Source organism: Ferrovibrio terrae (assembly GCF_943372915.1).
Classification (GTDB): Bacteria; Pseudomonadota; Alphaproteobacteria; order Ferrovibrionales; family Ferrovibrionaceae; genus Ferrovibrio; species Ferrovibrio terrae_A.
Genome location: NZ_CALSAN010000001.1, coordinates 255,403 through 280,912, shown reverse-complemented (window position 1 = coordinate 280,912; position 25,510 = coordinate 255,403). Strand labels below are relative to the sequence as shown.

Annotated in this window: 24 protein-coding genes; 18 read left to right on the top strand and 6 right to left on the bottom strand. The window is 65.1% G+C overall.

What is annotated here, in order from left to right; all coding sequences use genetic code 11:
• The first annotated feature begins 76 nt into the window (after positions 1 to 76).
• Positions 77 to 1,048: an MBL fold metallo-hydrolase gene (locus AAG821_RS01395; protein ID WP_341908741.1), complete on the top strand. Its 972-nt coding sequence runs from the start codon at positions 77 to 79 to the stop codon at positions 1,046 to 1,048.
• Here the strand turns inward: AAG821_RS01395 and AAG821_RS01390 are convergent.
• On the bottom strand, positions 1,045 to 1,902 hold the full coding sequence (locus AAG821_RS01390; RefSeq protein ID WP_341916192.1) for a LysR family transcriptional regulator: 858 nt from the start codon (positions 1,900 to 1,902) through the stop codon (positions 1,045 to 1,047). The two genes, AAG821_RS01395 and AAG821_RS01390, sit on opposite strands and share 4 nt — an antisense overlap.
• 82 nt (positions 1,903 to 1,984) lie before the next feature.
• Here AAG821_RS01390 and AAG821_RS01385 point away from each other — a divergent pair, with 82 nt between their 5' ends.
• Genes AAG821_RS01385 through AAG821_RS01375 form a run of 3 tightly spaced genes read left to right on the top strand, consistent with a single transcriptional unit; the run spans position 1,985 to position 5,102 of the window.
• Positions 1,985 to 3,019, top strand: a complete 1,035-nt coding sequence (locus AAG821_RS01385; RefSeq protein ID WP_341908745.1) for a GntG family PLP-dependent aldolase — start codon at positions 1,985 to 1,987, stop codon at positions 3,017 to 3,019.
• Positions 3,020 to 3,038: 19 nt separating this feature from the next.
• Entirely contained in the window at positions 3,039 to 4,001 is a 963-nt protein-coding gene (locus tag AAG821_RS01380) for a tripartite tricarboxylate transporter substrate binding protein (RefSeq protein WP_341908747.1), read from the top strand.
• Between the two features lie 48 nt (positions 4,002 to 4,049).
• A complete protein-coding gene (locus tag AAG821_RS01375) occupies positions 4,050 to 5,102 on the top strand; it encodes an LLM class flavin-dependent oxidoreductase (RefSeq protein WP_341908749.1) in 1,053 nt (350 codons plus the stop codon).
• Between the two features lie 3 nt (positions 5,103 to 5,105).
• Here the strand turns inward: AAG821_RS01375 and AAG821_RS01370 are convergent, their stop codons facing one another.
• The 3 genes from AAG821_RS01370 to AAG821_RS01360 form a co-directional block, all read right to left on the bottom strand.
• Positions 5,106 to 5,333 carry a hypothetical protein gene (locus AAG821_RS01370; RefSeq protein WP_341908750.1) on the bottom strand — a complete coding sequence of 76 codons (228 nt, stop codon included), beginning with the start codon at positions 5,331 to 5,333 and terminating at the stop codon, positions 5,106 to 5,108.
• 176 nt (positions 5,334 to 5,509) lie between these two features.
• A complete protein-coding gene (locus tag AAG821_RS01365; protein WP_341908752.1) occupies positions 5,510 to 7,363 on the bottom strand; it encodes an AsmA-like C-terminal region-containing protein in 1,854 nt (617 codons plus the stop codon).
• Positions 7,364 to 7,531: 168 nt separating this feature from the next.
• A complete protein-coding gene (locus AAG821_RS01360) occupies positions 7,532 to 9,217 on the bottom strand; it encodes a tetratricopeptide repeat protein (protein ID WP_341908754.1) in 1,686 nt (561 codons plus the stop codon).
• 194 nt (positions 9,218 to 9,411) lie between these two features.
• On the opposite strand from AAG821_RS01360, the gene AAG821_RS01355 reads away from it, so the two are divergent.
• Genes AAG821_RS01355 through AAG821_RS01340 form a run of 4 tightly spaced genes read left to right on the top strand, consistent with a single transcriptional unit; the run spans position 9,412 to position 14,311 of the window.
• Positions 9,412 to 10,245 (top strand): phytanoyl-CoA dioxygenase family protein, encoded by an 834-nt coding sequence (locus AAG821_RS01355; RefSeq protein WP_341908756.1) that lies wholly within the window; start codon positions 9,412 to 9,414, stop codon positions 10,243 to 10,245.
• Between the two features lie 6 nt (positions 10,246 to 10,251).
• A complete protein-coding gene (locus tag AAG821_RS01350; RefSeq protein ID WP_341908758.1) occupies positions 10,252 to 11,433 on the top strand; it encodes an FkbM family methyltransferase in 1,182 nt (393 codons plus the stop codon).
• 21 nt (positions 11,434 to 11,454) lie between these two features.
• Positions 11,455 to 12,114 carry a hypothetical protein gene (locus AAG821_RS01345; RefSeq protein ID WP_341908760.1) on the top strand — a complete coding sequence of 220 codons (660 nt, stop codon included), beginning with the start codon at positions 11,455 to 11,457 and terminating at the stop codon, positions 12,112 to 12,114.
• A 13-nt stretch (positions 12,115 to 12,127) separates the two neighbouring features.
• A complete protein-coding gene (locus tag AAG821_RS01340; RefSeq protein ID WP_341908762.1) occupies positions 12,128 to 14,311 on the top strand; it encodes a tetratricopeptide repeat protein in 2,184 nt (727 codons plus the stop codon).
• 100 nt (positions 14,312 to 14,411) lie between these two features.
• Here the strand turns inward: AAG821_RS01340 and AAG821_RS01335 are convergent, their stop codons facing one another.
• The gene (locus AAG821_RS01335; RefSeq protein ID WP_341908764.1) at positions 14,412 to 15,908 is read right to left on the bottom strand and encodes a CoA-acylating methylmalonate-semialdehyde dehydrogenase; all 1,497 of its coding nucleotides are present in this window, start codon (positions 15,906 to 15,908) and stop codon (positions 14,412 to 14,414) included.
• Positions 15,909 to 16,041: 133 nt separating this feature from the next.
• On the opposite strand from AAG821_RS01335, the gene AAG821_RS01330 reads away from it, so the two are divergent.
• Positions 16,042 to 16,932, top strand: coding sequence for a LysR family transcriptional regulator (locus tag AAG821_RS01330; RefSeq protein ID WP_341908766.1), 891 nt, complete (start codon positions 16,042 to 16,044; stop codon positions 16,930 to 16,932).
• Between the two features lie 6 nt (positions 16,933 to 16,938).
• On the opposite strand, the gene AAG821_RS01325 is transcribed toward AAG821_RS01330, so the two are convergent.
• Entirely contained in the window at positions 16,939 to 17,817 is an 879-nt protein-coding gene (locus AAG821_RS01325) for a MurR/RpiR family transcriptional regulator (protein WP_341908769.1), read from the bottom strand.
• A 181-nt stretch (positions 17,818 to 17,998) separates the two neighbouring features.
• Here AAG821_RS01325 and AAG821_RS01320 point away from each other — a divergent pair, with 181 nt between their 5' ends.
• From AAG821_RS01320 to AAG821_RS01280, 9 genes are all read left to right on the top strand, one after another.
• Positions 17,999 to 19,288: an ABC transporter substrate-binding protein gene (locus AAG821_RS01320; RefSeq protein ID WP_341908771.1), complete on the top strand. Its 1,290-nt coding sequence runs from the start codon at positions 17,999 to 18,001 to the stop codon at positions 19,286 to 19,288.
• Between the two features lie 67 nt (positions 19,289 to 19,355).
• Positions 19,356 to 20,276, top strand: a complete 921-nt coding sequence (locus AAG821_RS01315; protein ID WP_341908772.1) for a branched-chain amino acid ABC transporter permease — start codon at positions 19,356 to 19,358, stop codon at positions 20,274 to 20,276.
• A 4-nt stretch (positions 20,277 to 20,280) separates the two neighbouring features.
• Positions 20,281 to 21,300, top strand: coding sequence for a branched-chain amino acid ABC transporter permease (locus tag AAG821_RS01310; RefSeq protein WP_341908774.1), 1,020 nt, complete (start codon positions 20,281 to 20,283; stop codon positions 21,298 to 21,300).
• Positions 21,300 to 22,043 (top strand): ABC transporter ATP-binding protein, encoded by a 744-nt coding sequence (locus AAG821_RS01305; RefSeq protein WP_341908776.1) that lies wholly within the window; start codon positions 21,300 to 21,302, stop codon positions 22,041 to 22,043. Before AAG821_RS01310 ends, AAG821_RS01305 begins: the two co-directional genes overlap by 1 nt.
• Positions 22,043 to 22,738: an ABC transporter ATP-binding protein gene (locus tag AAG821_RS01300; RefSeq protein WP_341908778.1), complete on the top strand. Its 696-nt coding sequence runs from the start codon at positions 22,043 to 22,045 to the stop codon at positions 22,736 to 22,738. Before AAG821_RS01305 ends, AAG821_RS01300 begins: the two co-directional genes overlap by 1 nt.
• A 2-nt stretch (positions 22,739 to 22,740) precedes the next feature.
• Positions 22,741 to 23,364 (top strand): ATP-binding cassette domain-containing protein, encoded by a 624-nt coding sequence (locus AAG821_RS01295; RefSeq protein ID WP_341908780.1) that lies wholly within the window; start codon positions 22,741 to 22,743, stop codon positions 23,362 to 23,364.
• Positions 23,361 to 23,678 (top strand): cupin domain-containing protein, encoded by a 318-nt coding sequence (locus AAG821_RS01290; RefSeq protein ID WP_341908781.1) that lies wholly within the window; start codon positions 23,361 to 23,363, stop codon positions 23,676 to 23,678. Before AAG821_RS01295 ends, AAG821_RS01290 begins: the two co-directional genes overlap by 4 nt.
• The gene (locus AAG821_RS01285; RefSeq protein ID WP_341908783.1) at positions 23,671 to 24,678 is read left to right on the top strand and encodes a Gfo/Idh/MocA family oxidoreductase; all 1,008 of its coding nucleotides are present in this window, start codon (positions 23,671 to 23,673) and stop codon (positions 24,676 to 24,678) included. The genes AAG821_RS01290 and AAG821_RS01285 overlap by 8 nt, the downstream gene beginning before the upstream one ends.
• Complete coding sequence (locus AAG821_RS01280) at positions 24,675 to 25,508, top strand: SDR family oxidoreductase (RefSeq protein WP_341908784.1); 834 nt, start codon at positions 24,675 to 24,677, stop codon at positions 25,506 to 25,508. Before AAG821_RS01285 ends, AAG821_RS01280 begins: the two co-directional genes overlap by 4 nt.
• Positions 25,509 to 25,510 lie beyond the last annotated feature (2 nt).

The following is a 25,510-nucleotide window of genomic DNA, read 5'->3' as shown; positions in this document are numbered from 1 at the left end:
CGCCCGCGCGGAATGACGCTTTGAAAAGCCGGGCCGCTGGTTCAATATCGGGGAAAATCCCGGGAAGGAAACCAGCATGTCCCCGCTCCACACATCGGCCGCGCCTCAGTTTGCCTCAACGGCCGATACCGAAGACAAGGTCGTCAGCTTCAGTCAGCTTGGCGAAGGCCTCTATGCCTTCACTGCCCAGGGTGACCCCAATACTGGCGTGATCGTCGGCGATGACGGCGTGATGGTGATCGACACCCAGGCGACGCCGAAGATGGCCGGCCAGGTGATCGAGTATATCCGCAAGGTCACCGACAAGCCGATCAAGTATGTGCTGCTGACGCATTACCATGCGGTGCGCGTGCTGGGTGCCTCGGCCTACCAGCCGCAGCAGATCCTGGCCTCAGACGCCACGCGCAGCCTCATCGTGGAACGCGGCAAAGAAGACTGGGACTCTGAATACGGCCGCTTCCCGCGCCTGTTCCGCGCCGCCGAAAGCATTCCCGGCCTCACCTGGCCGACCATGACCTTCCCGCAGAAATTCACCCTCTATATGGGCAAGCGCCGCGTCGAGATCATGCATCTGGGCCGCGGCCACACCGCGGGCGACACGGTGGCCTGGGTGCCCGATGCCGGTGTGCTGTTCTCCGGCGACCTGGTCGAATATCACTCGGCCTGCTATTGCGGCGATGCGCATTTCAAGGACTGGCCGAAGACGCTCGACCGGATCGCCGAGTTCAATTCGAAGGCGCTGGTGCCCGGCCGCGGCGACGCGCTAGGCAACCCGAAGGAAGTGAGCGACGGCCTGCAGCTGACCCGCGACTTCCTCACAACATTATATGGCTCGGTGTCGGAGTCCGCCGCGAAAGGCCTGTCGCTGAAGGATGCCTTTGATCGCTGCAACGATGCGATGCGGCCACGCTTTGGCAACTTCGCCATCTTCGACCACTGCCAGCCCTTCAACGTGGCGCGCGCCTATGACGAGGCGCTCGGCCTCGATCACCCGCGCATCTGGACGGCAGAGCGCGACCAGCAGATGTGGGCGAGTCTGAACGGCTAGGCGTAAACCTCGGCCAGCGCGCGCGCCACCGCATCCAGATTGCGGCTGCCGGCATCGGCATTCCGCCGCACCATGGCGATCTGCCGGGTCGGCGCGTTGCGCGCGAGGCGCAGCTCCTGCACGCCATGGGCCCGCAGCAATGCCCGGCGCGGCTGCGGTACGATGGAGACGCCGAGCCCGGCCGATACCATGGCGACAATCGCATCGATGGAGCGCAGGTCCATGATGCTGCGCGCCTGTGGAAAGGCCTGCCGCACATACTGCGCGGCCAGCCGTCCGCCGGTCAGCGCCGGGTCGTAGCGAATCAGGTCGAACCGGCGCAGCAACTCCTGCGGCGTGCCGGCCGTAACCACTGCCGGTACCAGCATCACATAGGGCTGCCGCGCCAGATTCTGCCAGATCAGCCGCGACGATCCGCCGCCCTGCGGGCGTACCAGCACGGCCAGGTCGATCTGTGCGGCTTTCAGCGCACCCAGCAGCGGATCGGAATCGACAATCGGCGAGACTTCGATATCGAGCGCCGGATGCAGGTCGCGTAAACGACGCAGGGCCTGCGGCAGTGCATCACTTTGTACGCTGGCAATCGCCCCCAGCCGCACGCGCCCCGCCACGGCCATCGCCGGTCGTGCACGCAGGGCGTCCAGCCGGGCGATCATCTCGCGCGCCACCACGCCGGCCTCCAGCGCCAGCGACGTCGGCTTCACGATCCGCGCCGAGCGGTCGAACAGCGGCTGGCCGAACCAGACTTCCAGCTGCTTCACCTGCAGACTGACGGCGCTCGGCGTGCAGCCGACCTGCTGCGCGGCAGCGGCGAAACTGCCGCGCTCAAGAATAGCGGCAAGCGTGGACAGCATGGCCATATTCATAAGAAATCCTCATGTCTCAGATTTCGATATATCGCTTTTCTTATCATAGGCGCCGTCTAGCATCGGCGCCATGCATGATTTCCGCAGCGATACGGTCACGCTGCCGACCCCAGCAATGATGGCGGCGGTGGCGGTGGCGCGACTGGGCGATGCTGCCCGTGGCGATGATCCCACCGTGCTCGCGCTGGAGGCATTGGCATGCGACCTCACCGGTAAGGCCGATGCATTGTTCCTGCCGTCGGGCACCATGGCCAATCTGGCGGCGCTGATCGCACATGACTGCAGTGGTGGCGCGATCCTGCTCGAGGACAGTGCCCATATCCACACTGCCGAGGGTGGCGGGTTCGCGACCCTGGCCGGTGCAGCGGCCCTGCCGTTGCAGGGCCGGCACGGCCTGCTGGCGCCGGCCGATATCGACGCTGCCATCGCGGCTGCCGCGGATGTACGGCTGGTTTGCCTGGAGAATACCCACAACGCCGGCGGAGGCACGGTGATGCCGCTCGACACCATGGCGGCAATTCATGATCTCGCCCGGCGCGCCGGTATCCCGGTGCATCTCGATGGCGCACGGCTGTTCAATGCTGCGGCCTATCTGAACCGGCCGATCATCGATCTCTGCCGGCAGGTCGATTCCGTGTGGTTCGCGCTGTGCAAGGGACTGGGTGCGCCGGTCGGCGCCATTCTTGCGGGTGACGGCGCCTTCATGATGAAGGCGCGCCGGGCCACCAAGATGCTGGGCGGTGCGATGCGCCAGGCCGGGCTGATTGCCGCGCCGGCCATTGTCGCGCTGCAGGACGATCCCTATGCGCGACACCGGCGCGACCATGCGCTGGCGCGCCGGCTTGCCGATGGTCTGGCCGCGCTGGATGCTGCGCTGGTCGATCCAGCCGGTGTGCAGACCAACATCGTGAATGTCTTCCGCGACGACGCCGAGGCGATCCGCCAGGCCTTGCGCGCGCAGGGCGTGCTGGTGCTCGGCAAGGGCCGCAAGATTCGCTTCGTCACCCATGCGCAGGTCGATGCCGCCGCCGTGGACGCAGCCATCGCGGCTTTCGCCGGCATCCTGAAATCACTTCCGGCTGGTCATGGCATGGCGGCACAATAGGAGAGACATGATGACACATATGGCAAAACCGCTGATCGCAGTGTTGCTCGCTGCACTGGCCCTGGCCGGCCCGGCCGCACAGGCGCAGGCCTATCCGGAAAAGCCGATCAGCTTCATCGTGCCCAGTCCGCCCGGCGGTGGCACCGATGCGATGACCCGCCTTCTGGCCAATAAGCTGACCGAGCGGTTGCAATGGACCATTGTGGTCGAGAACCGTGCCGGGGCCGGCGGCAATATCGGCCTCGACTTCGCCGCCAAATCGGTGCCCGACGGCCATACCATCGTGATGGGAGAATCGAGCAATCTCACCATCAATCCGTATCTCTATAAGAAACTGCCCTTCGATGCGGCGAAAGATGTCACGCCGGTCGCGCTCGTCGGCACCGTGCCGCTGGTGCTGGTCGCGGCGCAGGCCAAGCCCTTCGACTCGCTGCCGACCCTGATCGCGGCAGCAAAGCAGAAGCAACTCAGCTTTGCATCCTCGGGCAATGGCACGGTGGGGCATCTGGTCGGCGAGACCTGGCAGCGCGCCGCCGGCATCACGCTGGTGCATGTACCTTACAAGGGCGCTGGCCCAGTGATGGTCGATCTGCTCAGCGGCGAAGTCGACATGCACTTCGCCTCGCTGCCGGCGGCCATATCGCTGATCAAAGGCGGCAAGCTGCGCGCCCTCGCGGTCACGGCACCGCAACGCCTGGCAGCCTTGCCCGATGTCCCCACGCTGATCGAATCCGGCTATGCGGCTGCCGAATACAGCGTGCTCTATGGCGTGATGGCGCCGGCCGGCACGCCGCCGGCCATCGTCACCAGGCTGAATGCCGAAATCAACCGCGCGCTGGCGACCGACGACATGAAGGCGGCACTGGCCGACCGCGGTCTGGTGGCGCGTCAGGGTCCGCCCGAACAGTTCGGTGCCTTCCTGGCGGCTGAACGCACGAAATGGGAAACGGCGGTGAAGCAGTCAGGCGCGACTGTGGATTGACGGCATTGCACGGTTGCCAAGGCCCGGCATCTGTCCTAGATGCCGGGTATGACCCAGCCGATCAGCCTCTCCGTCCTCGACCAGTCCACCGTTTCCGCCGGCACGCCGGAAGACCAGGCGATCCGCGATACCGTGTCGCTGGCCCAGCATGCCGAGGCGCTGGGCTACCGCCGCTTCTGGATCGCCGAACACCATAATCATGCCTCCATCGCCGGCTCCTCGCCCGAGGTGCTGCTGGCGGCGCTGGCGATGAAAACCGAACGGATTCGCTTAGGGTCAGCCGGCGTGATGCTGCCGCATTATTCCGCGCTGCATGTGGCCGAGCAGTTCCGCGTGCTGGATGCGCTGGCGCCGGGCCGCATCGATCTGGGCGTCGGCCGCGCGCCGGGCTCCGATGGCCGCACGGCCTATGCGCTCAACCCGCATAACGACGGCGCCGATGATTTCCCCGCCCAGGTGCGCGACCTGCTGCACTGGAGCCATGGTCTCGAGCTGCCCGAGGGCCATCGCTTCCGCAGCATAACGGCGCATCCGATGTCAGACGCCACCGCGCCGGATCTGTGGATGCTGGGCAGTTCGGATTACGGCGCGCAGCTGGCGGCGCATTTCGGCCTGCCGTATTCATTCGCGCATTTCATCACCGACGGGCGCGGCGCCGGCCAGGCGCTGGAACTGTATCGGCGCGGCTTCAAGCCATCGCCGTTTCTCCAGGCGCCGCAGGCCAATCTCTGCGTCTGGGCACTCGCCGCCGAGACCGAAGATGAGGCGCGCCACTGGTTCCGCAGCCGGGCGCGCTGGCGTATCGACCGCAACCGCGGCCGGCTCGGGCCCTTGCTGGCGCCCGACGACCTGCCGCCGTTCAGCCGCGACGAGGAAACGGAGATGGAAAATCTCTGGGCCAGCTCCTATGCCGGCTCGGCCAAACAGGTGGCGGATAAACTGCGCCGGCTGGCGCAGGAGCAGCAGCTGGACGAGATCGTCATCCTGACCTGGGCGCACAGTCGCGACGTGAAACGCCGCAGTTACGAATTGCTGGCACAGGAATTCGATCTCGCCGCCACGGCGGCAGAGCCCCGGCGCACGGCGCGGGCGGGACTTTAGATTTCAGCTGCGCTGCTGCCGCATTGCCAGGGTGAAGGCGACGCGGGCTTCGCGCATGGCAACGCGTTCGGCATCCGGCGCCGCATAGCGGGCGGTCGGCTTGGCGCGGATGAAGGCAACGTCGTAACTGCCATTGGTGCCGTCATACAGCGACACCACGTAATCATCGTTCTCGGCAATCATGGCGGCGGCGTCGACAGTCCAGTCCAGGCTCTGGATATTGGTCTGCATGGGGAGCACTCCTTTTATCCTGATCCGACAGCCCGATGTGCGACACAGTCTGTGGCCGCATGGGGGCAGGACAGGTTTAGGCTGTTTATATAACGCGGCGTTGACAGCACCGTTCCGTTCGCCATCACAGTTTTGGCGATTCTGCGCGATATGGCGCAGAACCGCGACGAATGGCGTCACTGCATGCAGGGATTGGCGCGGGCCAATGCGCTCTGCTCGGGTGGCAGGGCCGGGGCCGGCAGGTTCGGCAGGCTGGCGCCGCGCAACGGCTGCACCGACAGGCTGGCCAGCGGGCCATGGATGCGCAGCGGAATATCCAGCGCCAGCAGGCCGGTGGTTTTCGGGTCGGAACGCAGGGTCATTTCCAGTTGTTGCGGCGCCAACTCGATCTGCCCGGCGCCACGCACCGTGCCGCCATCGCTGCGCAGCACCAGCGGCGCCAGCAGCAGCGTGCCATCTTTCAGCGTGGCGGCAGCCAGCAGGCAGCGCAGCGCGGTGTCGTCCTCGCGGCTGCGGAAGATGGCGCTCAGGTCGGCCGAGGCGGCCTCCACCAGCTTGCGCGCGATGCGGCCCTGCTGCATCGCCAGTACGGCATGGCCGCGTGCGGTTTTCATCGCATCGCCCAGCGTGATGCCGGTCAAGGCCAGATTGGCGCGGCCATCCACGTTGCCGGCCAGCAGCGATGCATCGCTGCCGAGCCCGAGCAGCTGCAGCAGGGCGCCGGCATCGGCCTGCTCCAGCCGCACTGCGGTCTGCAGCGTGGCATCCTTCTGTCCGCTGCCGGCAGCCAGATGGCCATTCAATTCAAGATGGCCGTCGCCGAGTGAAGCTTTGGCGCCATGCAGGCGGATATGGCCGGCCGCGACTTCCACGGCGGCGGCGACACGCTGCAGCCGGCGGCCGTGATGCAGCAGGGTCTGGGCGCTGACCTGAAGATCCAGATGCGCGGTATCGGGTGCGGTGGCCGGGGGCAGGGTGATGCGGCGCCAGTCGCCACCGTCATCCTTCGGCAGCACGGTGGGCAGATCCAGCCGGTCGAAATCGAGGTGGATCTGCAGTGCATCGGCTTCGCCGCGGCCGCCTTCATCCAGTGCGAAGCGACCCTCGAAACGGTTGCCGCCGATATCGCCGGCCATGTTCTCCAGCCGCCAGGCATCGCCGGCGCGACTGAAGCCGCCGGCCAGTTTCAGCGGTGCGGCGATGCCGACCGGTTTATCGAAAATGGCAATCACATCATCCAGCCGCCGTGCCTCCAGCCCCAGGCGGCCTTCGACATCATCGAAATCCAGCGGGTTGCCGATCACGCCCTTGAAATCCAACCTGGCGCCGGGGGTGACGATGCTGAAGGCGGCATCGAAGGGCCGGGTCGCATCGCGGAAGGCATTGAAGGATGCGGTGGTGGCGGTCAGCTGCGCATCGGTGTCGTTATAGCCGCCATCGAAAATGATGCTAGCCGGCGCATCCTCGTCACTCGCCTGGATGGCCAGATCATCCAGCGGCAGGCGCAGCCATTTGCCGGAAGACGTGCGGATGCGCAGCTCGCCGTGGCTGAGGCGGAAATCCAGCAGGCTGGGAAACTGCCGGCGGTTTTTCGGCACCAGCACCAGCCGGCCGGTCGCTTCGGCACTGTTGCTGCTATCGTCGCTATTGCTGCCGAATTCCCAGTTGCCGCGACCCTGGGCATCGCGCTCCAGTGCGATGCGCGGCCGTTCCACGCGCAGCTGCCGATAGATCAGCTTGCCCTGCAGCAGCGCAGCACGATCGATGCTGGCCTCCAGCCCTGCAATCGCCACCATGGCGGTGTCGCTGCCGCCCGGCATGTTGGCGATGCTGAGGTCCTGCAGCGCGATCTGCACCGGCTCCTGCCACCGGATGCTGAAGGCGCCGAGCGTCACGCGCCGGTCGAGCAGATGGCTGGCGAGATATTCCACCGCCGGGCGCGGCCAGGTCAGCAGCAGCGCCACGCCCAGCATCGCCAGCAGCAGCAGGGCAACAGCGGTGACGGCAGCAATCTTGGCGACACGGATCATCCGGCGCGGGCGTCCTGTGCATGGCTATCGGGCGTGGCAATATGCTCGCGTCGCGGCTCCAGCGCAATCTGGCGCGGCGCGAGTATGGGTCCATGTGTCGAACGCGCGGGCATGGAAAAAATCCCGCAGATCCTGCAGCCAAGCATCGCTGCGGTGCCGTCAGCACCTTCAGGTTTTCGGCGCCAGCCGGCTGAATTTGTCAAACGCGCGCTGCACGCGGTCGGGCCGGTGCGGCGGCAGCGGCGGGGGCTCCAGCCCGCACGGCTTGCCGTCGCGCCAGGCCTGCTCCACCACCGCCGGGGCATGATGGGCATCGAAATGGGCACGCGCCAGCGCCGACTGCCGCGCCAGTTCGGGTCGCGACTGTGCCGCCTGCAGCGCGGCGGCCAGGCTGTCATGGTCATGCCAGAACAGCGCATCCGGATACATCATGTCGGCCACGCCGCTGCCAAAGCGCGACAGGTAATTACGATGGCACAGCACCGGCGTGCCCGATGCCATCGCTTCCACGCCGGCCTTGCTGCCGCCGCCGGGGAAGGAGGTGAGATAGAGATCGACATCCAGCTCGCCCAGCGCCCGGCTCAGGCTCGGCACATTGGCGATATGGCGGAACCGAGCGGTGGCAATGCCGGCGCGCTGCAGGTTGCCGGCGATCAGGCCGAGGAAATCCGCTGGCAGCGGGCCGATATGCACATGCTCGCCATCGGTGCGCGCCAGGATGAAGGGCACCATCTCGGCGTAGCGATAGGCATAATCCTGGTCGGTGAACTTGTTGGCGCTGGCGCAGACCGCGGTGCGCAGCGGGCGCGGCGCCAGGAAACCCTGCGGATCGCGCGCGCCGGGATCGGGAATGGTGAGCGGGATATACAGCGGGTTCAGCCCCGGCGTGGCGCGGCACAGCACATGATGGCAGGCCGGCGTCTCGTCGATATGACCGGTCACCGGAATGCTGGCGCCCAGGCTGAAGCCGCCATCGGCATGGTGGTTGAAATACACCAGGCCGGGTTTCAGCAGCGCAATCGCCGCCGGGCCGATCGGATCGTAGGGATGGTTGAAGATGAAGCTGGCGGCGGGTTTCAGCGCGGCGAGCTGCTCGAACAGCCAGCGCGCGATGGCGTCGTTGCGGCCGCCGGGCGAGCGCAGGATGGTGTAGTCGATGCCGGCCAGCTGGGTGTCGAGGATCGGCTGCAGCACGGCGGGCGGCACGCGGATATTCATCTCGGTCAGCAGGATGACATGGCGGCGCGTCGGCTGGCGCCGGATGTAATCCATCAGCACGCGGCTATGGCCGCCGAATTCATGGATCGCGGTGGCGACATAGACGATCGGGCCCTCCGGATCAGACCCTATGGGCGTCAGGCCAAGCCGGGCGGTCAGCGCCGCGCCGGCCTGCAGGCAGAGCGCATCCAGCCGTGCATCGTTGCTCGGCTCGTATTCGCCGCGCGAGGTTTCCTTCACCAGGCGATAGGCCGCCTCATGCAGCACGGTAAGGGCATAGTCGATATCGCCCGTGGCCAGGGCTGCCTCCACATCCTGCCGCAGCGCCAGCACGGTGGGATAGAAGGGCGCGCTGCCATGCTGCTGCGCCAGGAAGCGGCTGCGCCGGCTGGTGCTGCGCAGCTGGGCGATGCCGGGATTGCCCGGATTGGCGGCCGACAGCGCATCGAGAATCTGGATCGCCGGGTCATACTGCTGGGCGGTAAGATACAGCTGGGCCAGCGGCATCAGCAGCCGTGCATCCTGGCCGCTCTGCGCATAGGCCTGCTGGGCATAGGCCAGCGCCGCTGCCGCGCCCTCGCGCTGCAGCCTCTGTTTGATCTCGGCCAGCACGGCCTCGAGTGTCACCCCTGTCATGCCTGCGCCGTCATGCTTCCCTTCGCCGGCCGCAGCTTCGGCCCGGCTGTCTGAATAAGCCGGGAAGTCTAAATAAAATATGACGTTAGCGACAGCGACCGGCTGCCCGCGCTGCTTTATAATTTATTAAACGCTGATCGGTCAGATTGGGCCGCCGGCCAGAACGGCCGGGCATGCAGGAAGGACTTGAGACGATGACGACGCCGGAGCCGGTTCATGCCCATGCGGTGCTGCGGCGCGACAGTGCCGACACCGAGGTCGAGCGCCATGTCGAGGAAATCCGCCGCATCGGCCTTACCATCATCCGCAATGCCTTCACCCGCGCGCAGATGGAAGATGCCCGCGCCCGCCTGCATGAGATCTATGCCAAGCAGGTGGCCGAGGTCGGCGGCGAGGAGAACCTGTTCCTGATCAAAGACGCCAATATCGTGCGCACGCCGGTCGCCTATGACGATGCCTTCCTGGCGATCTGCAAGCATCCGCTGGCGCTCGCGGTGGCGCGCGCCTGCTTAGGGAACGCCATCACGCTGTCGGCCCAGGTCGGCATCCTCAATAAGCCCGGCATCACCAATTACGTCAATCACTGGCATCGCGAGCTGCAATACCAGCATCTGACCTCGTCGCGCCCGCTGGCGGTGCAGACGCTGGTGGCGGTGGATGACTTCACCTTTGACAACGGCGCCACCTTCTTCCTGCCCGGCACGCATCTGTTCGAGAATTTCCCGTCTGACGATTTCGTGCGCAAATGGGAGGTGCAGTTCGAGGCGCCGGCCGGCAGCATCTTCATGTTCGATTCGATGACCTATCATCGCGGCGCACCCAACCGCACCGACAAGCCGCGGGTGGCGATCAACAACCTCTACACCCTGCCGATCATCGCCCAGCAGATCGACATCGCCAGCATGCTGGGTGGCCGCCATGCCGAGACGGCGGAAGACCGCCAGCTGTTCGGCTATCAGTGGAATCCGCCGCGCAGCGTGCAGGCCTGGCGCCAGCAGAAGATCGACGCCGCGCAGAAGCCGGGCTGAGGCGCCTTGAGCCTGGCCGACATCCTCGCTCCCGCGCGCCTGCAACAGGCCGCCCTCACGCGCCGCCGCCTGCGCGATGCCGTGCAGCAGCAGGGCTGCCTGCTGTTCGGCGCCGGCAACAACGGGCGCCAGCTGGCGCGCCGGCTCGCCGCCCTGCCCGATGCGCCGGCGCTGCATGGATTTATCTCCGATGTCGCCGCCGATCAGGGCCGCGACATCGCCGGCCTGCCGGTCTGGTCGCGCAGCGATGCGCTGGCCAAATTCGGCGCACAGGTTCCCGTCGTCAACTGCGTCTATCGCGCCGACGTCACCATCGGCACGGTGATGCAGGGCCTGAGCGACAGTGGCTTTGCCCGCGTGCTGTCGCTGCCCGATCTCTACACCGCCTTCGATACGCTGCCGCCGATCTATGGCTATGGCACGCCGCAGCTGCTGCACGACAGCGCAGCCCGGATCGCCCGCGTCGAGGCCCTGCTGGCGGATGATCTTTCGCGTACGATTTTCCGTGAGCTGGTCAACCAGCGCGTCACCCTGGATTTCACCGCACCCCGCATGGTCGACCGCGCGATCTATTTCCCCGCCGGTCTGATCACGCGGCCGCGGCTCTGCGCCGATGATGCCACGCTGGTCTTTGTCGATTGCGGCGCCTATACCGGCGATACCCTGGACGGCTTCGCCGCCTGGCATCCCGACAGCCATGCCCATGCCGTGGCCTTCGAGCCCGATCCGGCATCCTTTGCCAAACTGCAGGCAGCGGCCACGCGCGTGCAGGCCGCCACCGGCATGCAGGTCAGCTGCGTGCCGGCCGCTGCCGGTGCCGCGCCGGGCCGCATCGGTTTCCTGCCACTGGGCAACGAGGCCTCACATACCGTATCCGTTTCTGAGGCCGAAGCCGCCGGCGGGTCGACCGTGGCGCTCGACAGCGTCGATCATGCGCTGGCCGAGCGCGGCCTCACGGCGTCTTACGTGAAATACGATGTCGAGGGTTTCGAGCGCGAGGCGATTGCCGGCACGCATATGGCGATCACGCGCGATGCAGCAGCACTCGCCGTCAGTGTCTATCACCGGCCCGATGATCTGTGGGATATTCCGCTGCTGCTGCAGGGCCTGCAGCCACGCTATGACTTTTACCTGCGCGAACACGGCCCCGACGGGGTCGATACCGTGCTCTACGCGCTGTCGCGCTGATCCATTCAATCAGGAACAATCATGCAGGGTGAAGGCTTTCTGGCGATCTGGAGCGATGTCGAATCCGCACAGGAGACCGACTATCTGCACTGGCTGACCCGCGAACACACCACCGAACGCCTCGGCGTCGACGGCTTCCTCAGCGTGCGTGTGTTCCGCGCCATCAGCGACAGCATCAACCGCTTCCTGATCGTCTACGAACTGGAAACCCCGGCGGCGCTGTCCGGTCCGTCCTATCTGGCGCGGCTGAATGCGCCCACCGCCTGGTCGCAGCGCATCATGCCGATCCTGCAGAATTTCGTGCGCGGTGGCGGCCGGCGCGTGCTGTCGCAGGGCATCGGCCGCGGCAGCTATATCGCGGCCCTGCCCTCGGCGGATGACTTGCCGGATGCGGCCGCCATCCTGGCCGGCCTGCTGGCGCAGGACCGCATCGTGCGGGCGCATCTGCTGCAGACCGACCAGGAAAAGACCGCGATCCAGACCAGCGAGAAAAGCCTGCGCCCGAAGGACAGGTCGTTTGACAGCCTGCTGCTGGTGGAAGGCCTCGACCCGCGGGCGCTGCGTCGCGCGCTCGCCGTCTATCCGGCGCTGCTGCCGGCCGGCCTCTCGGCCGATCATGTGCCGCTCTATGCGCAGATCTTTGCGCTGGACCGCCGCGCCGCTATGGTTGCGGCGGGTTAGGGCGGGGCAAGCCATGGCGGTCGACAAGGCTCTGGTCCAGGCGGTGCAGGCGCACCAGGCCGGCCAGCTGGAGGAAGCGGAAAAGCTCTATCGCAAGGTTTTGCTGCGCCAGCCGCGCAATCCGCTGGCGGCGCAGAATATGGGCGTGCTGCTCTATGGCCGTGGTGAGCTGGACGAAGCCGCCAAGCTGCTGCGGCGCGCCATCAGCATCGATCCGAAAAGCTCAGAGGCCCATAACAATCTGGGCAATGTGCTGCGCAACCAGGGCAAGGCCGACGAGGCCATCGCCGCCTTCCGCCAGGCGCTCCGGCTGCAGCCCAACGAATCCGCCTACAACAACCTGGGCAACATCCTGCGCAGCCGCGGCGAGACGGCCGAGGCGATTGCCTGCTACGAGGCGGCGATCCGCATCCGTCCGGACTATCTGCAATCCTATTACCATCTCGGCATCACCTATCGCGAGCTGGGCCGGCTGGAAGACGCGATGGCCAGTCACCAGAAGGCTGTCGCACTCAATCCGCGCTTCTACCAGGGCATGACCCATATCGGCGTCTGCCTGTTTGAGCTCGGTCGCTATGCCGATGCGGTGGCCTGGCATCGCCGGGCCCTGGAGGTGGCGCCCAACATCGCCGAGACCCACAACAATCTCGGCAATGCGCTCAAGTCGATGGACGACATGGCGGGCGCCGAGGCGGCCTATCGCATGGCGCTGCAGGTCAAACCCGATTTCACCAGTGCACGGCTCAATCTGGGCACATTGCTGATCCTGCTCGACCGCCGCGACGAAGCCATCGCGCAGTTCGAGGCGGTGGCTGCCCAACTGCCCGAGCATCCGGTGGTCTGGGCCAAGCTGTCCTATGAAAAGCGCGTGATCTGCGACTGGCGCGATTTCGAGGAAAGCGTGGATGGCAAGGTACGCCGCTTCGTGCGCCAGGGCCCCACCGAGATCACGCCCTTTGCGCTGATCACGCTGTCATCCACGCCGGAAGAACAGCTGCTCAGTGCCGCCGCCTATGCCGCGCGCATCAGCAAGCAGGCCGCGCCGCTGCCACCGCGCCCCGCACAGCGCCGCGACAGAATCCGGCTCGGCTATCTCTCGGCCGATTTCCATCCGCATGCCACCGCCTATCTGATGGCCGAGCTGTTCGAGCGCCATGACCGCAACCGCTTCGAGACCTTCGCCTATTCCATCGGGCCGGATTCCGACAGCGAGATCCGCCGCCGCCTGGTCGCCGGCTTCGACCATTTCAGCGATCTCAAGCCGCTCGGCTATGACGCGGCAGCGCAGGCGATCTACAACGACCAGATCGATATCCTGGTCGATCTCAAGGGCTATACCCAGAATGCGCGGGCCGAGATTCTGGCACGCCGCCCGGCGCCGGTGCAGGTCAATTACATCGGCTATCCCGGCACCATGGGCGCCAGCTTCATCGACTATGTGATCGCCGACCGCTTCATCATCCCGCCCGAGCAGCATCCGTATTTCACCGAGAAGGTGGTGGCGCTGCCGCATTGCTACCAGCCCAACGACACCCAGCGCGCCATCAGCAGCTGGGCGCCGTCGCGCGCCAAATGCGGCCTGCCCGATCAGGGCTTCGTCTTCTGCAGCTTCAATGGCAGCTACAAGCTGACGCCGCGCATATTCGATCTCTGGATGCGGCTGCTCGCCCAGGTGCCGGGCAGCGTTCTGTGGCTATTGGAGGGCGCGCCGGGCTCGACGCAGAATCTGCGCCGCGAAGCCCAGGCGCGCGGCATCGATCCGGTGCGCCTGGTGTTTGCACCGCCGCTGGCTTTGCCCGATCACCTGGCACGCCACGCGCTGGCCGATCTGTTCCTCGACACGTTGCCGGTCAATGCCCATACCACGGCGTCTGATGCGCTCTGGGCCTGCCTGCCGGTGCTCACCTGCGCCGGCGACACGTTTATCAGCCGCGTGGCCGGCAGCCTGCTCACCGCCATCGGCCTGCCCGAGCTGATCACCACCAGCCTGGCTGATTACGAGGCCCTGGCCCTCAGCCTGGCGCGCGATCCGACGCGCATCGCCGCCTTCAAGCAGCATCTGCAGGCACAGCGTCTCACTGCGCCGCTGTTCGATATCGCGCGGCTGACGCGCAATCTGGAATCGGCCTATGCGCGGATGTGGGATATCCATCTCGCCGGCCAGCCACCGGCGGCGTTCGATGTGGTGGAGGCGTGAGGGAAAGTGGCGTTAGCGGAGAACGCGAACGCCACTTCAACACGCGCCCGGACAATCGCGCAATGGCATCCAGGCCTCATGCGGATCGGACCAGACTCCGCTACCCCATCGTCGGCATGACAAACTCGGCACCGGCCCGGATTCCGGTCGGCCAGCGGCTGGTGATGGTTTTCAGCCGCGAGTAGAACCGCACGCCCTCCGGACCATGCATATGCAGGTCGCCGAACAGCGATGATTTCCAGCCGCCGAAGGAATGGAAGGCCATCGGCACCGGAATCGGCACATTGATGCCCACCATGCCGACCTTGATCTGATGCGCGAACTCGCGTGCGGCATCGCCGTCGCGGGTGAAAATGGCCGTGCCGTTGCCGTATTCGTGCTGGTTGATCCACTTCGCCGCCGTCCCATAGCTGTCGGCGCGTGCGACCGCCAGAACCGGACCGAAGATCTCTTCCTTGTAGATTTTCATGTCGGTGGTGACGTGGTCGAACAGCGTGCCGCCGATGAAGTTGCCATTCTCGTAGCCCTGCAGTTTCAGGCCGCGACCATCCACGACAAGCCTGGCGCCTTCGGCCACACCGGCATCGATATAGCCGCGCACCTTCTCCAGATGCTGGCGCGTCACCAGCGGCCCCATTTCGGCGTCCGGATCGGTGCCCGGGCCGACGCGCAGCGCGCGTACCTTCGGCTCCAGCTTCGCCATCAGCGCATTGGCAGTGGCCTCGCCGACCGGTACCGCCACCGAGATCGCCATGCAGCGTTCGCCCGCCGAGCCATAGGCCGCACCCATCAGCGCATCCACGGCCTGGTCCAGATCGGCATCGGGCATGACGATCATGTGGTTCTTGGCGCCGCCCAAGGCCTGGCAGCGCTTGCCGGTGCGCGCGGCGGTTTCGTAGATATAGCGCGCAATCGGCGTCGAACCGACGAAGCTGACGGCCTGGATGTCGGGGTCATGCAGGATGGCGTCGACCGCCTCCTTGTCGCCCTGCACCACGTTGAACACGCCGTCGGGCAGCCCGGCTTCCTTGAGCCACTGCGCCAGCAGCAGCGAGGCCGAGGGATCGCGCTCCGACGGCTTGAGGATGAAGCAGTTGCCGCAGGCCAGCGCGACCGGGAACATCCACATCGGCACCATGGCGGGGAAATTGAATGGCGTGATACCGGCGACCACGCCCAGCGGCTGGCGCAGCGCATAGCTGTCGATGCGCGTACCGACATTCTCGGTCATTTCGCTTTTCAGGATCTGCGGCGCGGCGGTGGCGAATTCCACCACTTCCATGCCGCGCTGGATTTCGCCCTTGGCATCCGACAGCACCTTGCCATGTTCGGCGGTGATCACGGCGGCCAGCTCATCGATGCGCTCGTCCAGGATGCGCAGGAAAGCGTTCAGGATACGGGCGCGCTTCAGCGGCGTGGTAGCGGCCCAGTCATCGGCCACGGCTGACGCGGCCTGCACGGCAGCGCGCACCTCGGCGGCCGAGGCCAGTGCTACATTGCCCGATTGCACGCCGGTGGCGGGATTGAACACGGCAGCGGTGCGGCCCTGGCCAGCCACCAGGCGGCCACCGATGAAATGGGAAATCTGGTTGGGCATTGCCGCGCTCCTCGAAGGACTTCGGAAGGATTTGACCGGATGCCGGAATTGATCCAACATCAACCTGTGCACAGCAATCTGAAATAATCATCAATCATTGTGCGTAAATTGAAGTCATAGCCCGGGATCAGACATGGATTGGGATCATCTGAGGGTGTTTCTCGCCATCGCGCGCGAGGGCCAGCTGCTGGCGGCGGCGCGCAAGCTCGGCCTGAATCACGCCACGGTCTCGCGGCGGCTGGATGCGCTGGAGGAGTCGGTCGGCTCGCAGCTCTTCGTCCGGCGGCCGGCCGGGTCGACCTTGACCACGGCAGGGGAGCGACTGATGGAGGTGGTCGAGCGCCTGGAAACCGAGGTGCTGGGCATTGCCGAAGAACTGCGCGCCGTGGCGGCCGAAGTGTCAGGCACTGTGCGCATCGGCGCGCCGGATGGTCTGGGCAACTGCTTCCTCGCCGGCGAACTCGGCGCCCTGGTTGCCATGCATCCCGGGTTGACGATCGAGCTGGTGCCGATGCCGCGCATCTTTTCGCTGACGCGGCGCGAGGCAGACCTGGCCATCGTGCTGGACCAGCCGGCGGATGGGCGCCTCGTGGTTTCTCGCCTCACCGACTATTCGCTCAGCCTCTATGCCGCGCGCGCCTATCTGGACCGCGAGGGCACGCCAAACAATGCCGAAGCCCTGGCCGACCATGTGCTGGTCACCGGTGTCGAAGACATGGCCTATGCATCGGCGCTGGATTACGGCGCGCTGCTGGACAAGGCGCCCGGGCGGAAATTCCGCTGCGCCAGCGTGGTCGGACAACTGGAGGCGGTGAAAGCTGGAACCGGAATCGGCATCCTGCATGATTTCGCGGTTGGCGGGGACAGCGGCCTGGTGCGCATCCTGCCCAAGATCGCGTATCGGCGGAGCTATTATCTGCTGAGCCATCCCGAAGCCGCATCGGTGCGCCGGATCACCACCTGCCGCGATTTTTTGGCCAAGCGATTCCGCGAGGAACGGCGGCGGTTTTTGCCAGAGGACTGATGCCGGTCAGTCGGTCTTGGGTGCCCAGTTCAGTGCGGTGACCAGAGTCTGCACCAGACCGATGGCACCCGAGATCGGCTGGAAGGCGGAAGCCGCTCCGGCATCCACATAGATCTGCACATGGGAGTTGCTGGCCAGTGGGCTGGCGGGTCCGTCGGTGACGACCAGCACCTTGCGGCCACTGACATAGGCATCCAGCACGATATCGACCACCGGCCCTGAATAGGGCGGGAAGGCGATGGCGACCAGAATGTCGTCGGGGCCGATGGTGGCGATCTGCGGGCCGGCCATGCCGCCGGCAAAATCAAGCAGGCTGCTGGCGCGTTCAGAGCGCGTCAGGGCGTAAGCAAGATAGGCGGCGATGGGGCGCGAGCGGCGCAGGCCGGCGATATAGACATGCCGTGCCTGGCGCAGCATGTCGACGGCTTTGGCCAGGCTGTCGGTGTCGCAATGCGTCAGCAGATCGTTCAGCGCGGCGACATGCGCGGCGACGCAGGTCTGTAGCAGGTCGCGCACATTCAGCGGTCCCGGACGTGCGGTCTCTTCGGAATAGACGCGCTCGCGCACCGTCGGCTCACCCTCGATCAGGCGCTGACGGAACACGCGCTGCAGATCGGAGAAACCGGAATAGCCGAGCTCCTTGGCAAAGCGGATCAGGGTGGACGGCTGGATTTCCAGATCGGCGGCGATCGTCGCGGTGGTGTTCAGGGCGAAGCCGTTGGGCTCTTCCAGGGATGCCCGGGCGATGCGCTGCAGATGCGGGCTGAGGGTCGCGAAGCGGTCGCGGATGCGCTGGCGCAGACCGTCAAAGGTCTCGGTTCCGGGTGAAATCACCAGGTCGTCAGCTGAAATGGGGGAGGTATTGGAAGCAGGCTGATCGCTCATGTCCTAGCCTTTACAGCATTTTAGCCAAGGATTCCATCATTGAACGGAATATTCTATCTGATAGAAAAAATATTCATTGACGTAAATAGAATTTCTGTTCAATTTGCCCGAACCGGCGTTCGACGCACCAGCGACGCCACAAATCAGGCCCGTAAAGAGCGCCAACCAGGGAGAAAACAACATGGCTCAGTCAAAGATCAGCCGTCGTCGGTTACTGACCACGGCAGCCGCCGCCACGGGCGGCATGGCCTTCATGGGGCCGTGGACGCATACCCGCGTCTATGCGCAAGGCGCGGCCAAGCCGATCAGGATCGGCATCACCTCCGACGCCAGCGGCCAATATGCCAATTCCGGTGCCAGCGACCGCCGCGGCATGATGATGGCGATTGCCGAAGCCAACGCCAAGGGCGGCGTGCTCGGCCGCAAGATCGAAACCTTCCATCTCGATACCGAGACCACGCCGGCCACCGGCAGCCGCGTCGCCGAGCGCATGATCACCCGCGAGAATTGCGGCTTTCTGGTCGGCGCCATCCATTCCGGCGTCGCCAACGCGATCAGCCAGGTGGCGCAGAAATATGGCGTCATCTACCTCAACACCAATTCGAGCGCGCCGTCGGAAGCGGGGCAGAACTGCCATCGCGTCAAGTTCGTCTGGGATGCCAACGGCACCAACTTCGCGAAGGCATCAGTAAAGGCTGCGATCGAGAAATACGGCAAGAAGTGGGTATTGCTCACCAACGACTATGTCTGGGGCCACAGCACTTCGGCAGCCACTAAGACGCTGCTGAAACAGTATGGCGGCGACATGGTTGAAGAAATCCTGGTACCCCAGGGCACGCGCGATTTTTCGTCGCAACTGCTCAAGATCCAGCAAATCAATCCAGGCGTTGTGGCTGCCGCCATCGGTGGCGACGATCAAAAGGCCATGCGGCAGCAGATCGCCCAGCTCGGCATGGGCAACAAGCCGGTCTGGCTCAACAATCAGCAGGACTGGCCTGACGTCTACGGCCTGCCTCTGGATAACCTGTTCGGCATGTTTGGCACCACCTGGTATTACAAGCTCGATCTGCCGGGCGTTGCCGACTTCGTCAAACGCTATCAGGCCATGTATCCGGATACCGGAATGCGCGTGCCGGGCAATGTCTTCTACAACGGATACTTTGCCACTCGCGAACTGATTGCGGCCATCGAGCGCGCTGGATCCACCAACAACATCAAGGTGATCAAAGCTCTGGAAGGTCACAAGATGTCTGCGCGCGACCGCATGCAACACCACGATGCCTGGATCGACCCGGTAACGCATCAGGTGCAGCAGACGATCTACCAGGCCACGGCGAATGTCGGCACGCAGGACAAGGACGATATGTTTAAGATCGTCGCCAGCACATCGCCGCAGGATGCCATGGACTCCGACGCGAACGGCGCCTGCAAGCTGGAATCCTACGAGTCTACGCCGACATTCGACGCTTAACCCTGAAACTGCGGGCGGCCAGCGCGCCGCCCGCTCTTTTTTTGTCACCGTCGAAACGCTGATTCATATGACCAGTCTTGTTCCGCATCTCGTCAACGGGCTCACGCTTGGCCTGCTGTTTGCCCTGATTGCCCTGGGCTTCACCCTGATTGTGGGTGTGATGGAGGTCATCAACCTCGCCCATGGCTCGCTCTTCACGCTGGGTGCATACCTGGCCCTGTCCACCATTGGCGCCGGCTGGTTTGCCGGCACGCCGTTCGGCATCTGGTGGCTCGATCTGCCTATGGCCAGCCGCTATTTCGTCGGTCTGGCGCTGGGACCGGTGGTGGCGGGCGCGGCCGGCATGCTGCTCGAACTCTGTCTGCGCCCGACCTATGGCAAGGCACCGCTGTATGGCCTGCTGCTTACCTTCGGCGCCGCCATCGTCATCGAAGAGGCGATCCGGCTGATCTGGGGCACCGGCGAGCAGAACATGCCGGTGCCGCAGATGATCAGCGGCGCCTTCCTGATGGGCGGACTGATTTTCTCGACCTACAAATTCTACGCCGCCGGCTTTGCCATTGTCGCCATCCTGATGGTCTGGCTCTTCCTGGAGCGCACGCCCTATGGCGCGATCATCAAGGCGGGCGCCCATGACAGCGAGATGGTGCGGGCGCTGGGCTACGACCTTGCCCGCCTGCGCCTGATGGTTTTCGGCTTTGGTTCGGCGCTCGCCGGCATCGCCGGCATGGTGATGGCGCCGATCTGGGGCCTGCGCCCGCATCTGGGCATCGATGTCGTCATCCCGGCCTTTCTCATCATCGTGATCGGCGGTGTCGGCAGCTTCTGGGGCGCTGTTGCCGCCGCCCTTCTTGTCGGCATGGCCACGGGCGTCACCGGCGCCTATGCGCCGGCCTGGTCGCTGATGTCGATGTATATCCTGTTGATCGCGATCGTCGGGTTCCGTGCGCGCGGCCTGCTGGGACGCCGCAGTGCGCTGGAGAACTGAATCGATGATCACGCTTTCCGATATTCCGGCCCGCGGCGGCACGCCCTTCACGCTGCCGATGGCGCTCTTCGTCGTCGTCCTGGCGACCGCACCCTTCTGGCTGCAGTGGGTGGGGCTCTACCAGTATCTCGGCGTCGAGATTGCCATCTGGATTCTGTTCGCCATGGGCTTCAACCTGCTGTTTGGCTATACCGGCCTGCATTCCTTCGGCCATGGCGCCTATCTCGGCATCGGTGCTTATGGTTTTGGCCTGTTCCAGCAGGGCGTGGCGGTCAGCCTGTGGGGTGGCCTGCTGGCCGCCATCGTCGCGGCGACGGTCGCCGGCGCCATCGTCGGTGCATTCCTGTCGCACCGCCGCGGCATCTATTACGCGCTGCTCACCATCGGCTTCGGCCAGGTCTTTTGGTTCACGGCCATGAAGCTGCACTGGCTGACCGGCGGCGAGGATGGCCTGCTGAATATTCCGCGGCCCGATCTCGTCATCGGCCCGTGGCGTGTCAACCTCAACGACAATGCGGCTTTCTACTGGTTCGTCGCCGCCATCACGGTTGTGGCGGTGGTGCTGATGTGGCGGGTGGTCAATGCACCGGTCGGCCGCATCCTGCAGGCGATCCGCCAGAATGAAACCCGCGCCCGTTTCGTCGGCTATGATGTCTGGCGCTGGAAATGGCTCGCCTTCACCGTATCGGCGGCTTTCGCCGGGCTGGCCGGCGGACTGTTCGCGATGGCGCAACAGAGCGCCTATCCCGATGTGATGAGCCTGCATCAATCCGGCATCATCGTGATGATGGTGCTGGTGGGTGGCGGCCTGGTCAGTTTCTGGGGGCCGGTGCTGGGCGTGATCCTCTATTTCATCGCGCGCGATGTGCTGGGCGGCCTGACCGAGGCCTGGCTGCTCTGGTACGGCCTGATCTTCGTCGTCATGGTCATGGTGCGGCCGGAAGGCGTGGCCGGACTGATCCATACCCTGGCCCGGCGTGCGCCGCCCGCTGTTGCGCCTGCAGCCAAGCCGGAGACGGTGTGATGGCGCTGTTTCAGGTACAAGGCATCCAGAAGCGGTTCGGCGCCCGTGTGGTGCTGGAGAATATCTCGCTGTCGATTGAAGCCGGCACGGTGCACGGCATCATGGGGCCCAACGGTGCCGGCAAGACCACCTGCTTCCACGTCCTCACCGGTCATCATGCGCCCGATGCCGGCCACATTCATTTCGACGGGCAGGATATCACCGGGCTCAAGCCGCATATCATTGCGCGTCTGGGCGTCTCGCGATCCTTCCAGCTGATGAACCTGTTCGACGATGCGGTGGTCATCGAAAATGTGATGCTGGCGCTGCCGGCCTTCCGTGCGATTGGCAGCAGCCCGTTCCGCGCCACCTTCGGCGATGCCCGGCTGACCAAGGCCGCGCTGGCGGTTCTGGATCAGGTCGGTCTTGCCGATCGTGCCTGGCACAAGTCGAAGGATCTGAGCTACGGCGAGCGGCGTGCGCTGGAAATCGCCGTCGCGCTCGCTGCCGAACCGCGCATCCTGTTCCTGGACGAACCCACGGCCGGCCTGGGCGCCAAGGGCACGCAGGCATTGGCACAACTGATCCGCCAGCTGCGCCGGCAGTACACCATCTGCCTGATCGAGCATGACATGCGGTTCCTGTTCGAACTGGCCGACCGGATTTCGGTCATTCACTGGGGCCAGGTTATTGCCGAGGGTACGCCCGCGGCGCTTCAGGCCAACAAATGGGTCGCCCGTTCGGCCCTGGGAGCGGTGGCCTGATGCTCAGCGTATCCGGAATTGAGACCTTCTATGGCGAGACGCAGGCGCTGTTCGGCGTGTCGCTGGAGATCGGCCCGGGCGAGGTCGTCGCCCTGCTCGGCCCCAATGGCGCCGGCAAGACCACGACGATCCGCTCCATCCTCGGCCTGTCGCCGCCGCGGCGCGGCCAGATCCGCTTCGATGATCGCGACATCACGCATATGCCGACCCACCGCATCTCGCGCCTGGGGATTTCCTGGGTGCCCGATGATCGCCGCGTGTTCCCGACGCTGACCGGCGCCCGCAACCTGCGCCTGGGCACGCGCCGTACGCGCTTCCGTGCGTGGGGCCAGGACGAGATGTTCGGCATCTTCTCGGCGCTGGAACACCTGATGCGCCGGGAATGCGAGAACATGTCGGGCGGCGAGTTGCAGATGGTGGCCATCTCGCGCGCGCTGCTGGCCTCGCCCGGACTGGTGCTGTTCGACGAGCCCAGCCAGGGCCTGGCGCCCAATATCGTGCAGGGCGTGATGCGCACCATCCGGCGGCTGCGGGACGAAGGCATCTCGGTTCTGGTGGTCGAACAGAATGCGCTGGCAGCGCTCGAAGTGTCGGACCGCACCTATGTGATGGATCGCGGCCGTGTCGAATACGAAGGCCGTGCCCAGGATCTGCTGGACAATCCGGTGCTGCGCCAGCGCCTGATCGGAGTGTGAGCATGACCGCGATGCTGGACGTCAAATCGCTCGAGAAAATCTACCACCGCAGCCGTTTCGACCGCACGCCGACCTTCCGGCTGACGGCCGATTTCACCATCGAACGCCCCTCCATCGTCGGCATGATGGGGCCGAACGGTTCGGGCAAGACCACGCTGTTTGAACTGGTGACAGGATCGAACGCGCCGACCGCGGGCGAGGTCCGGGTGATGGGCCGCAACATCCATCGCGTCCGCACCGACCAGCGCGACCGGCTGGCCATCCACTACCACCAGTCCTATCAGGTGCGTCATTTCCGTTCCTGGATGCCGAATGTGCTGCTGGACCCTGCCGGTTCAGACTATCCGATGGTGCATCTGTTCGATGAGCCGCAGTTCAACACGCAGGATGGCTATATCGGCTTCATGCTCGATTTCTTCCGGCGCCTGCGGTCGGAGGGCCGGCTGGTCTTTCTCTGCGTTCACCCGAACGAGAAATTCCATCTTGAGATCCTGCAGGAAATCTGCGAGCAGTTCATCTTCGTGCAGAAGGGTGCGGTAACGCCACTTCCCGATTACGACGCGCTGCTGGCCTTTGAACCGGCGCGCGCCTATCTGGGTGGCCTGCTGGCGGATCGTGCCGCGTGAGTGCGTTCCGATCAAATGCCTATGGCGTCCCGGTTGCTCCAGATGCCATCCGCGCGGATTTTCCCGATTTCACCTTCGATACCTATATCGACCCGCCCGGGCAGGTCTGGGCGGATTTCAGGCATGGCAGCGATGAATTCGTGGTCGTCGCCGAAGGCCATGTCGAGATCGAGGTCGGTGGCGAACGCAGTCTGTGCAAGCCCGGCGACCTGGTGCGGATTCCCGCCGGCGTCCGCCACACCCTTCGCACCACAAACGATTCCGGCAGTGTCTGGCATTATGGCTACGGAACCTTCGGGAGCCGTCATGGCTGACCCCAGGCTGCGTGTTGCACTGATCGGTTGCGGCCTGATCAGCCTGTATCACCTGCGCGCCTGGACAGCGGCGGGTGCCGAGATCGTGGCGGTCTGCGATACCGACCGCACAAAGGCGGAAACGCGCGCGCGGGAATTCGGCGTCTCGCGCGTCTACAGCAATGCCATCGACATGTTCACCCATGGCGGCTTCGATGTTGTCGATATCGCGGCATCGGTTGGCGCCCATGCGCCGATGGCGCGGCTGGCGGCCGATTTCGGCGTCCATATCATGGTGCAGAAGCCGATGTGCGCCACGGTGGCCGAGGCTCGCGGTCTGGTCGCGGATGTGGGTGACCGCGTGCGCTTCATGGTGCATGAGAATTACCGCTTCCGGCCGCATTACATGACAGTGCGACGCTGGGTCGATGAAGGCCGCATCGGCAGGATCCGCCATGTGGCGATCTCCTGCCGCGGCTCGGGACTGTGTGAACGCGAGGGCACGGTGCCGTTCCTGATCGAGCGGCAGCCATACCTGAAGTGGTTTCCGCGCAATCTCGTGTTTGAAACCATGATTCATCATCTGGATATTCTGCTCTGCCTGGTCGGGCCGCTGCGGGTGGTTGCGGCGCGGCTGGGGCGTCTGGCCGAGGGCCTGCCCGGCGAGGATACCGCCGCCATCCTGATGGAAGGCGAGGACGGCCTGATCGCCACCGCCGATGGCAGCCTCTGCGCACCCGGCTATCCGCCGCTGCATGGCGACCGGCTCGAGGTTGTCGGCACGCAAGGCACCATCGTGATGGAGCTGAACCGCATCTTCATCGTCGGCCGTGAAGCGGACACCGTCGAGGAGGTCGACCTGCCCGGTCGCTACCAGGAATGTTTCGATACGGCCATTCAGGCCTTCATCACCGGCCTCAGGGATGGAACGCCGTTTGAAACCGACCGGCTCGTCAACCTGAAGACGCTGGAGCTGATGGAAAGTGTTTACCGTGCCGCCGGCGTGGAGGTCGATCAATGAATGTTCAAACTGAAAGTCTCACGCCAAGTCTCACGCCGGGGATCGACCTGGGGCAAGTCGACAGCCTGTTCAGCATTCGGAACCTGCGCGTCTTCATTCCGGGCGGTTACGGCGCCATCGGTGAAGCCATCTCGGTTGCCATGGCCAGGCTGGGTGCCGAGGTCTGCGTCGCCGGGCCCAGCCTGGACAAGGCCGAAGCCCTGGCAGAGCGCGTTGTCGCCACCGGTGGCAGGGCCCATGGTTTTGCGCTGGATGCGCGCAAGGAGCAGTCCATCTTCGCCGCCACCGCAGAGGCGATCGGGCGCATGGGCGGCATTGACGTCCTGGTCAACTGCGTCGGTATCCAGCGCGAGCAGACCATCCTCGAGGTCACGCCGGAAACCTTCGATGAGGTCTATGCGACCAACCTGCGGTCGGCGATGTTCCTGGGGCAGGCGGTGGCGCGCGACCAGATCGCGCGCGGCCAGGGCGGTCGCCAGATTCATCTCCTGTCGGTCCGCTCGCAGCTGGCCTTGCGCGGGCGTGGCTACTCGGCCTACTGCGCTACCAAGGGCGCCCTGGTCATGCTGGTGAAGCAGCATGCGATGGAGCTGGCGCCGCACAACATCACGGTCAACGGCGTGGCGCCGACCTTCATCCAGTCGGATCGCATCCGGCCGCATCTCGACCGGCCGGCCTTCAAGAATTTCATCCTGGAGCGCAATCCGCTCGGCCGCATCGGCGAGCCCATCGAGGTCGTTGGCCAGATCATCACCTTTGCCGCGGCGGCCGGAAGCTACATGACCGGCCAGGTCGTCTACATCGATGGCGGCGTCACCGCCTCACAGTGAAA

Bases quoted from the DNA above. Each gene is read 5' to 3' on its own strand.
- AAG821_RS01340 (WP_341908762.1), top strand. From the start codon at position 12,128: ATGGCGGTCGACAAGGCTCTGGTCCAGGCGGTGCAGGCGCACCAGGCC.
- AAG821_RS01365 (WP_341908752.1), bottom strand. From the start codon at position 7,363: ATGATCCGTGTCGCCAAGATTGCTGCCGTCACCGCTGTTGCCCTGCTG.
- AAG821_RS01380 (WP_341908747.1), top strand. From the start codon at position 3,039: ATGGCAAAACCGCTGATCGCAGTGTTGCTCGCTGCACTGGCCCTGGCC.
- AAG821_RS01360 (WP_341908754.1), bottom strand. From the start codon at position 9,217: ATGACAGGGGTGACACTCGAGGCCGTGCTGGCCGAGATCAAACAGAGG.
- AAG821_RS01285 (WP_341908783.1), top strand. From the start codon at position 23,671: ATGGCTGACCCCAGGCTGCGTGTTGCACTGATCGGTTGCGGCCTGATC.
- AAG821_RS01305 (WP_341908776.1), top strand. From the start codon at position 21,300: ATGGCGCTGTTTCAGGTACAAGGCATCCAGAAGCGGTTCGGCGCCCGT.
- AAG821_RS01390 (WP_341916192.1), bottom strand. From the start codon at position 1,902: ATGCTGTCCACGCTTGCCGCTATTCTTGAGCGCGGCAGTTTCGCCGCT.
- AAG821_RS01370 (WP_341908750.1), bottom strand. From the start codon at position 5,333: ATGCAGACCAATATCCAGAGCCTGGACTGGACTGTCGACGCCGCCGCC.
- AAG821_RS01335 (WP_341908764.1), bottom strand. From the start codon at position 15,908: ATGCCCAACCAGATTTCCCATTTCATCGGTGGCCGCCTGGTGGCTGGC.
- AAG821_RS01345 (WP_341908760.1), top strand. From the start codon at position 11,455: ATGCAGGGTGAAGGCTTTCTGGCGATCTGGAGCGATGTCGAATCCGCA.
- AAG821_RS01325 (WP_341908769.1), bottom strand. From the start codon at position 17,817: ATGAGCGATCAGCCTGCTTCCAATACCTCCCCCATTTCAGCTGACGAC.
- AAG821_RS01320 (WP_341908771.1), top strand. From the start codon at position 17,999: ATGGCTCAGTCAAAGATCAGCCGTCGTCGGTTACTGACCACGGCAGCC.
- AAG821_RS01355 (WP_341908756.1), top strand. From the start codon at position 9,412: ATGACGACGCCGGAGCCGGTTCATGCCCATGCGGTGCTGCGGCGCGAC.
- AAG821_RS01315 (WP_341908772.1), top strand. From the start codon at position 19,356: ATGACCAGTCTTGTTCCGCATCTCGTCAACGGGCTCACGCTTGGCCTG.
- AAG821_RS01330 (WP_341908766.1), top strand. From the start codon at position 16,042: ATGGATTGGGATCATCTGAGGGTGTTTCTCGCCATCGCGCGCGAGGGC.
- AAG821_RS01310 (WP_341908774.1), top strand. From the start codon at position 20,281: ATGATCACGCTTTCCGATATTCCGGCCCGCGGCGGCACGCCCTTCACG.
- AAG821_RS01395 (WP_341908741.1), top strand. From the start codon at position 77: ATGTCCCCGCTCCACACATCGGCCGCGCCTCAGTTTGCCTCAACGGCC.
- AAG821_RS01375 (WP_341908749.1), top strand. From the start codon at position 4,050: ATGACCCAGCCGATCAGCCTCTCCGTCCTCGACCAGTCCACCGTTTCC.
- AAG821_RS01280 (WP_341908784.1), top strand. From the start codon at position 24,675: ATGAATGTTCAAACTGAAAGTCTCACGCCAAGTCTCACGCCGGGGATC.
- AAG821_RS01385 (WP_341908745.1), top strand. From the start codon at position 1,985: ATGCATGATTTCCGCAGCGATACGGTCACGCTGCCGACCCCAGCAATG.
- AAG821_RS01295 (WP_341908780.1), top strand. From the start codon at position 22,741: ATGACCGCGATGCTGGACGTCAAATCGCTCGAGAAAATCTACCACCGC.
- AAG821_RS01300 (WP_341908778.1), top strand. From the start codon at position 22,043: ATGCTCAGCGTATCCGGAATTGAGACCTTCTATGGCGAGACGCAGGCG.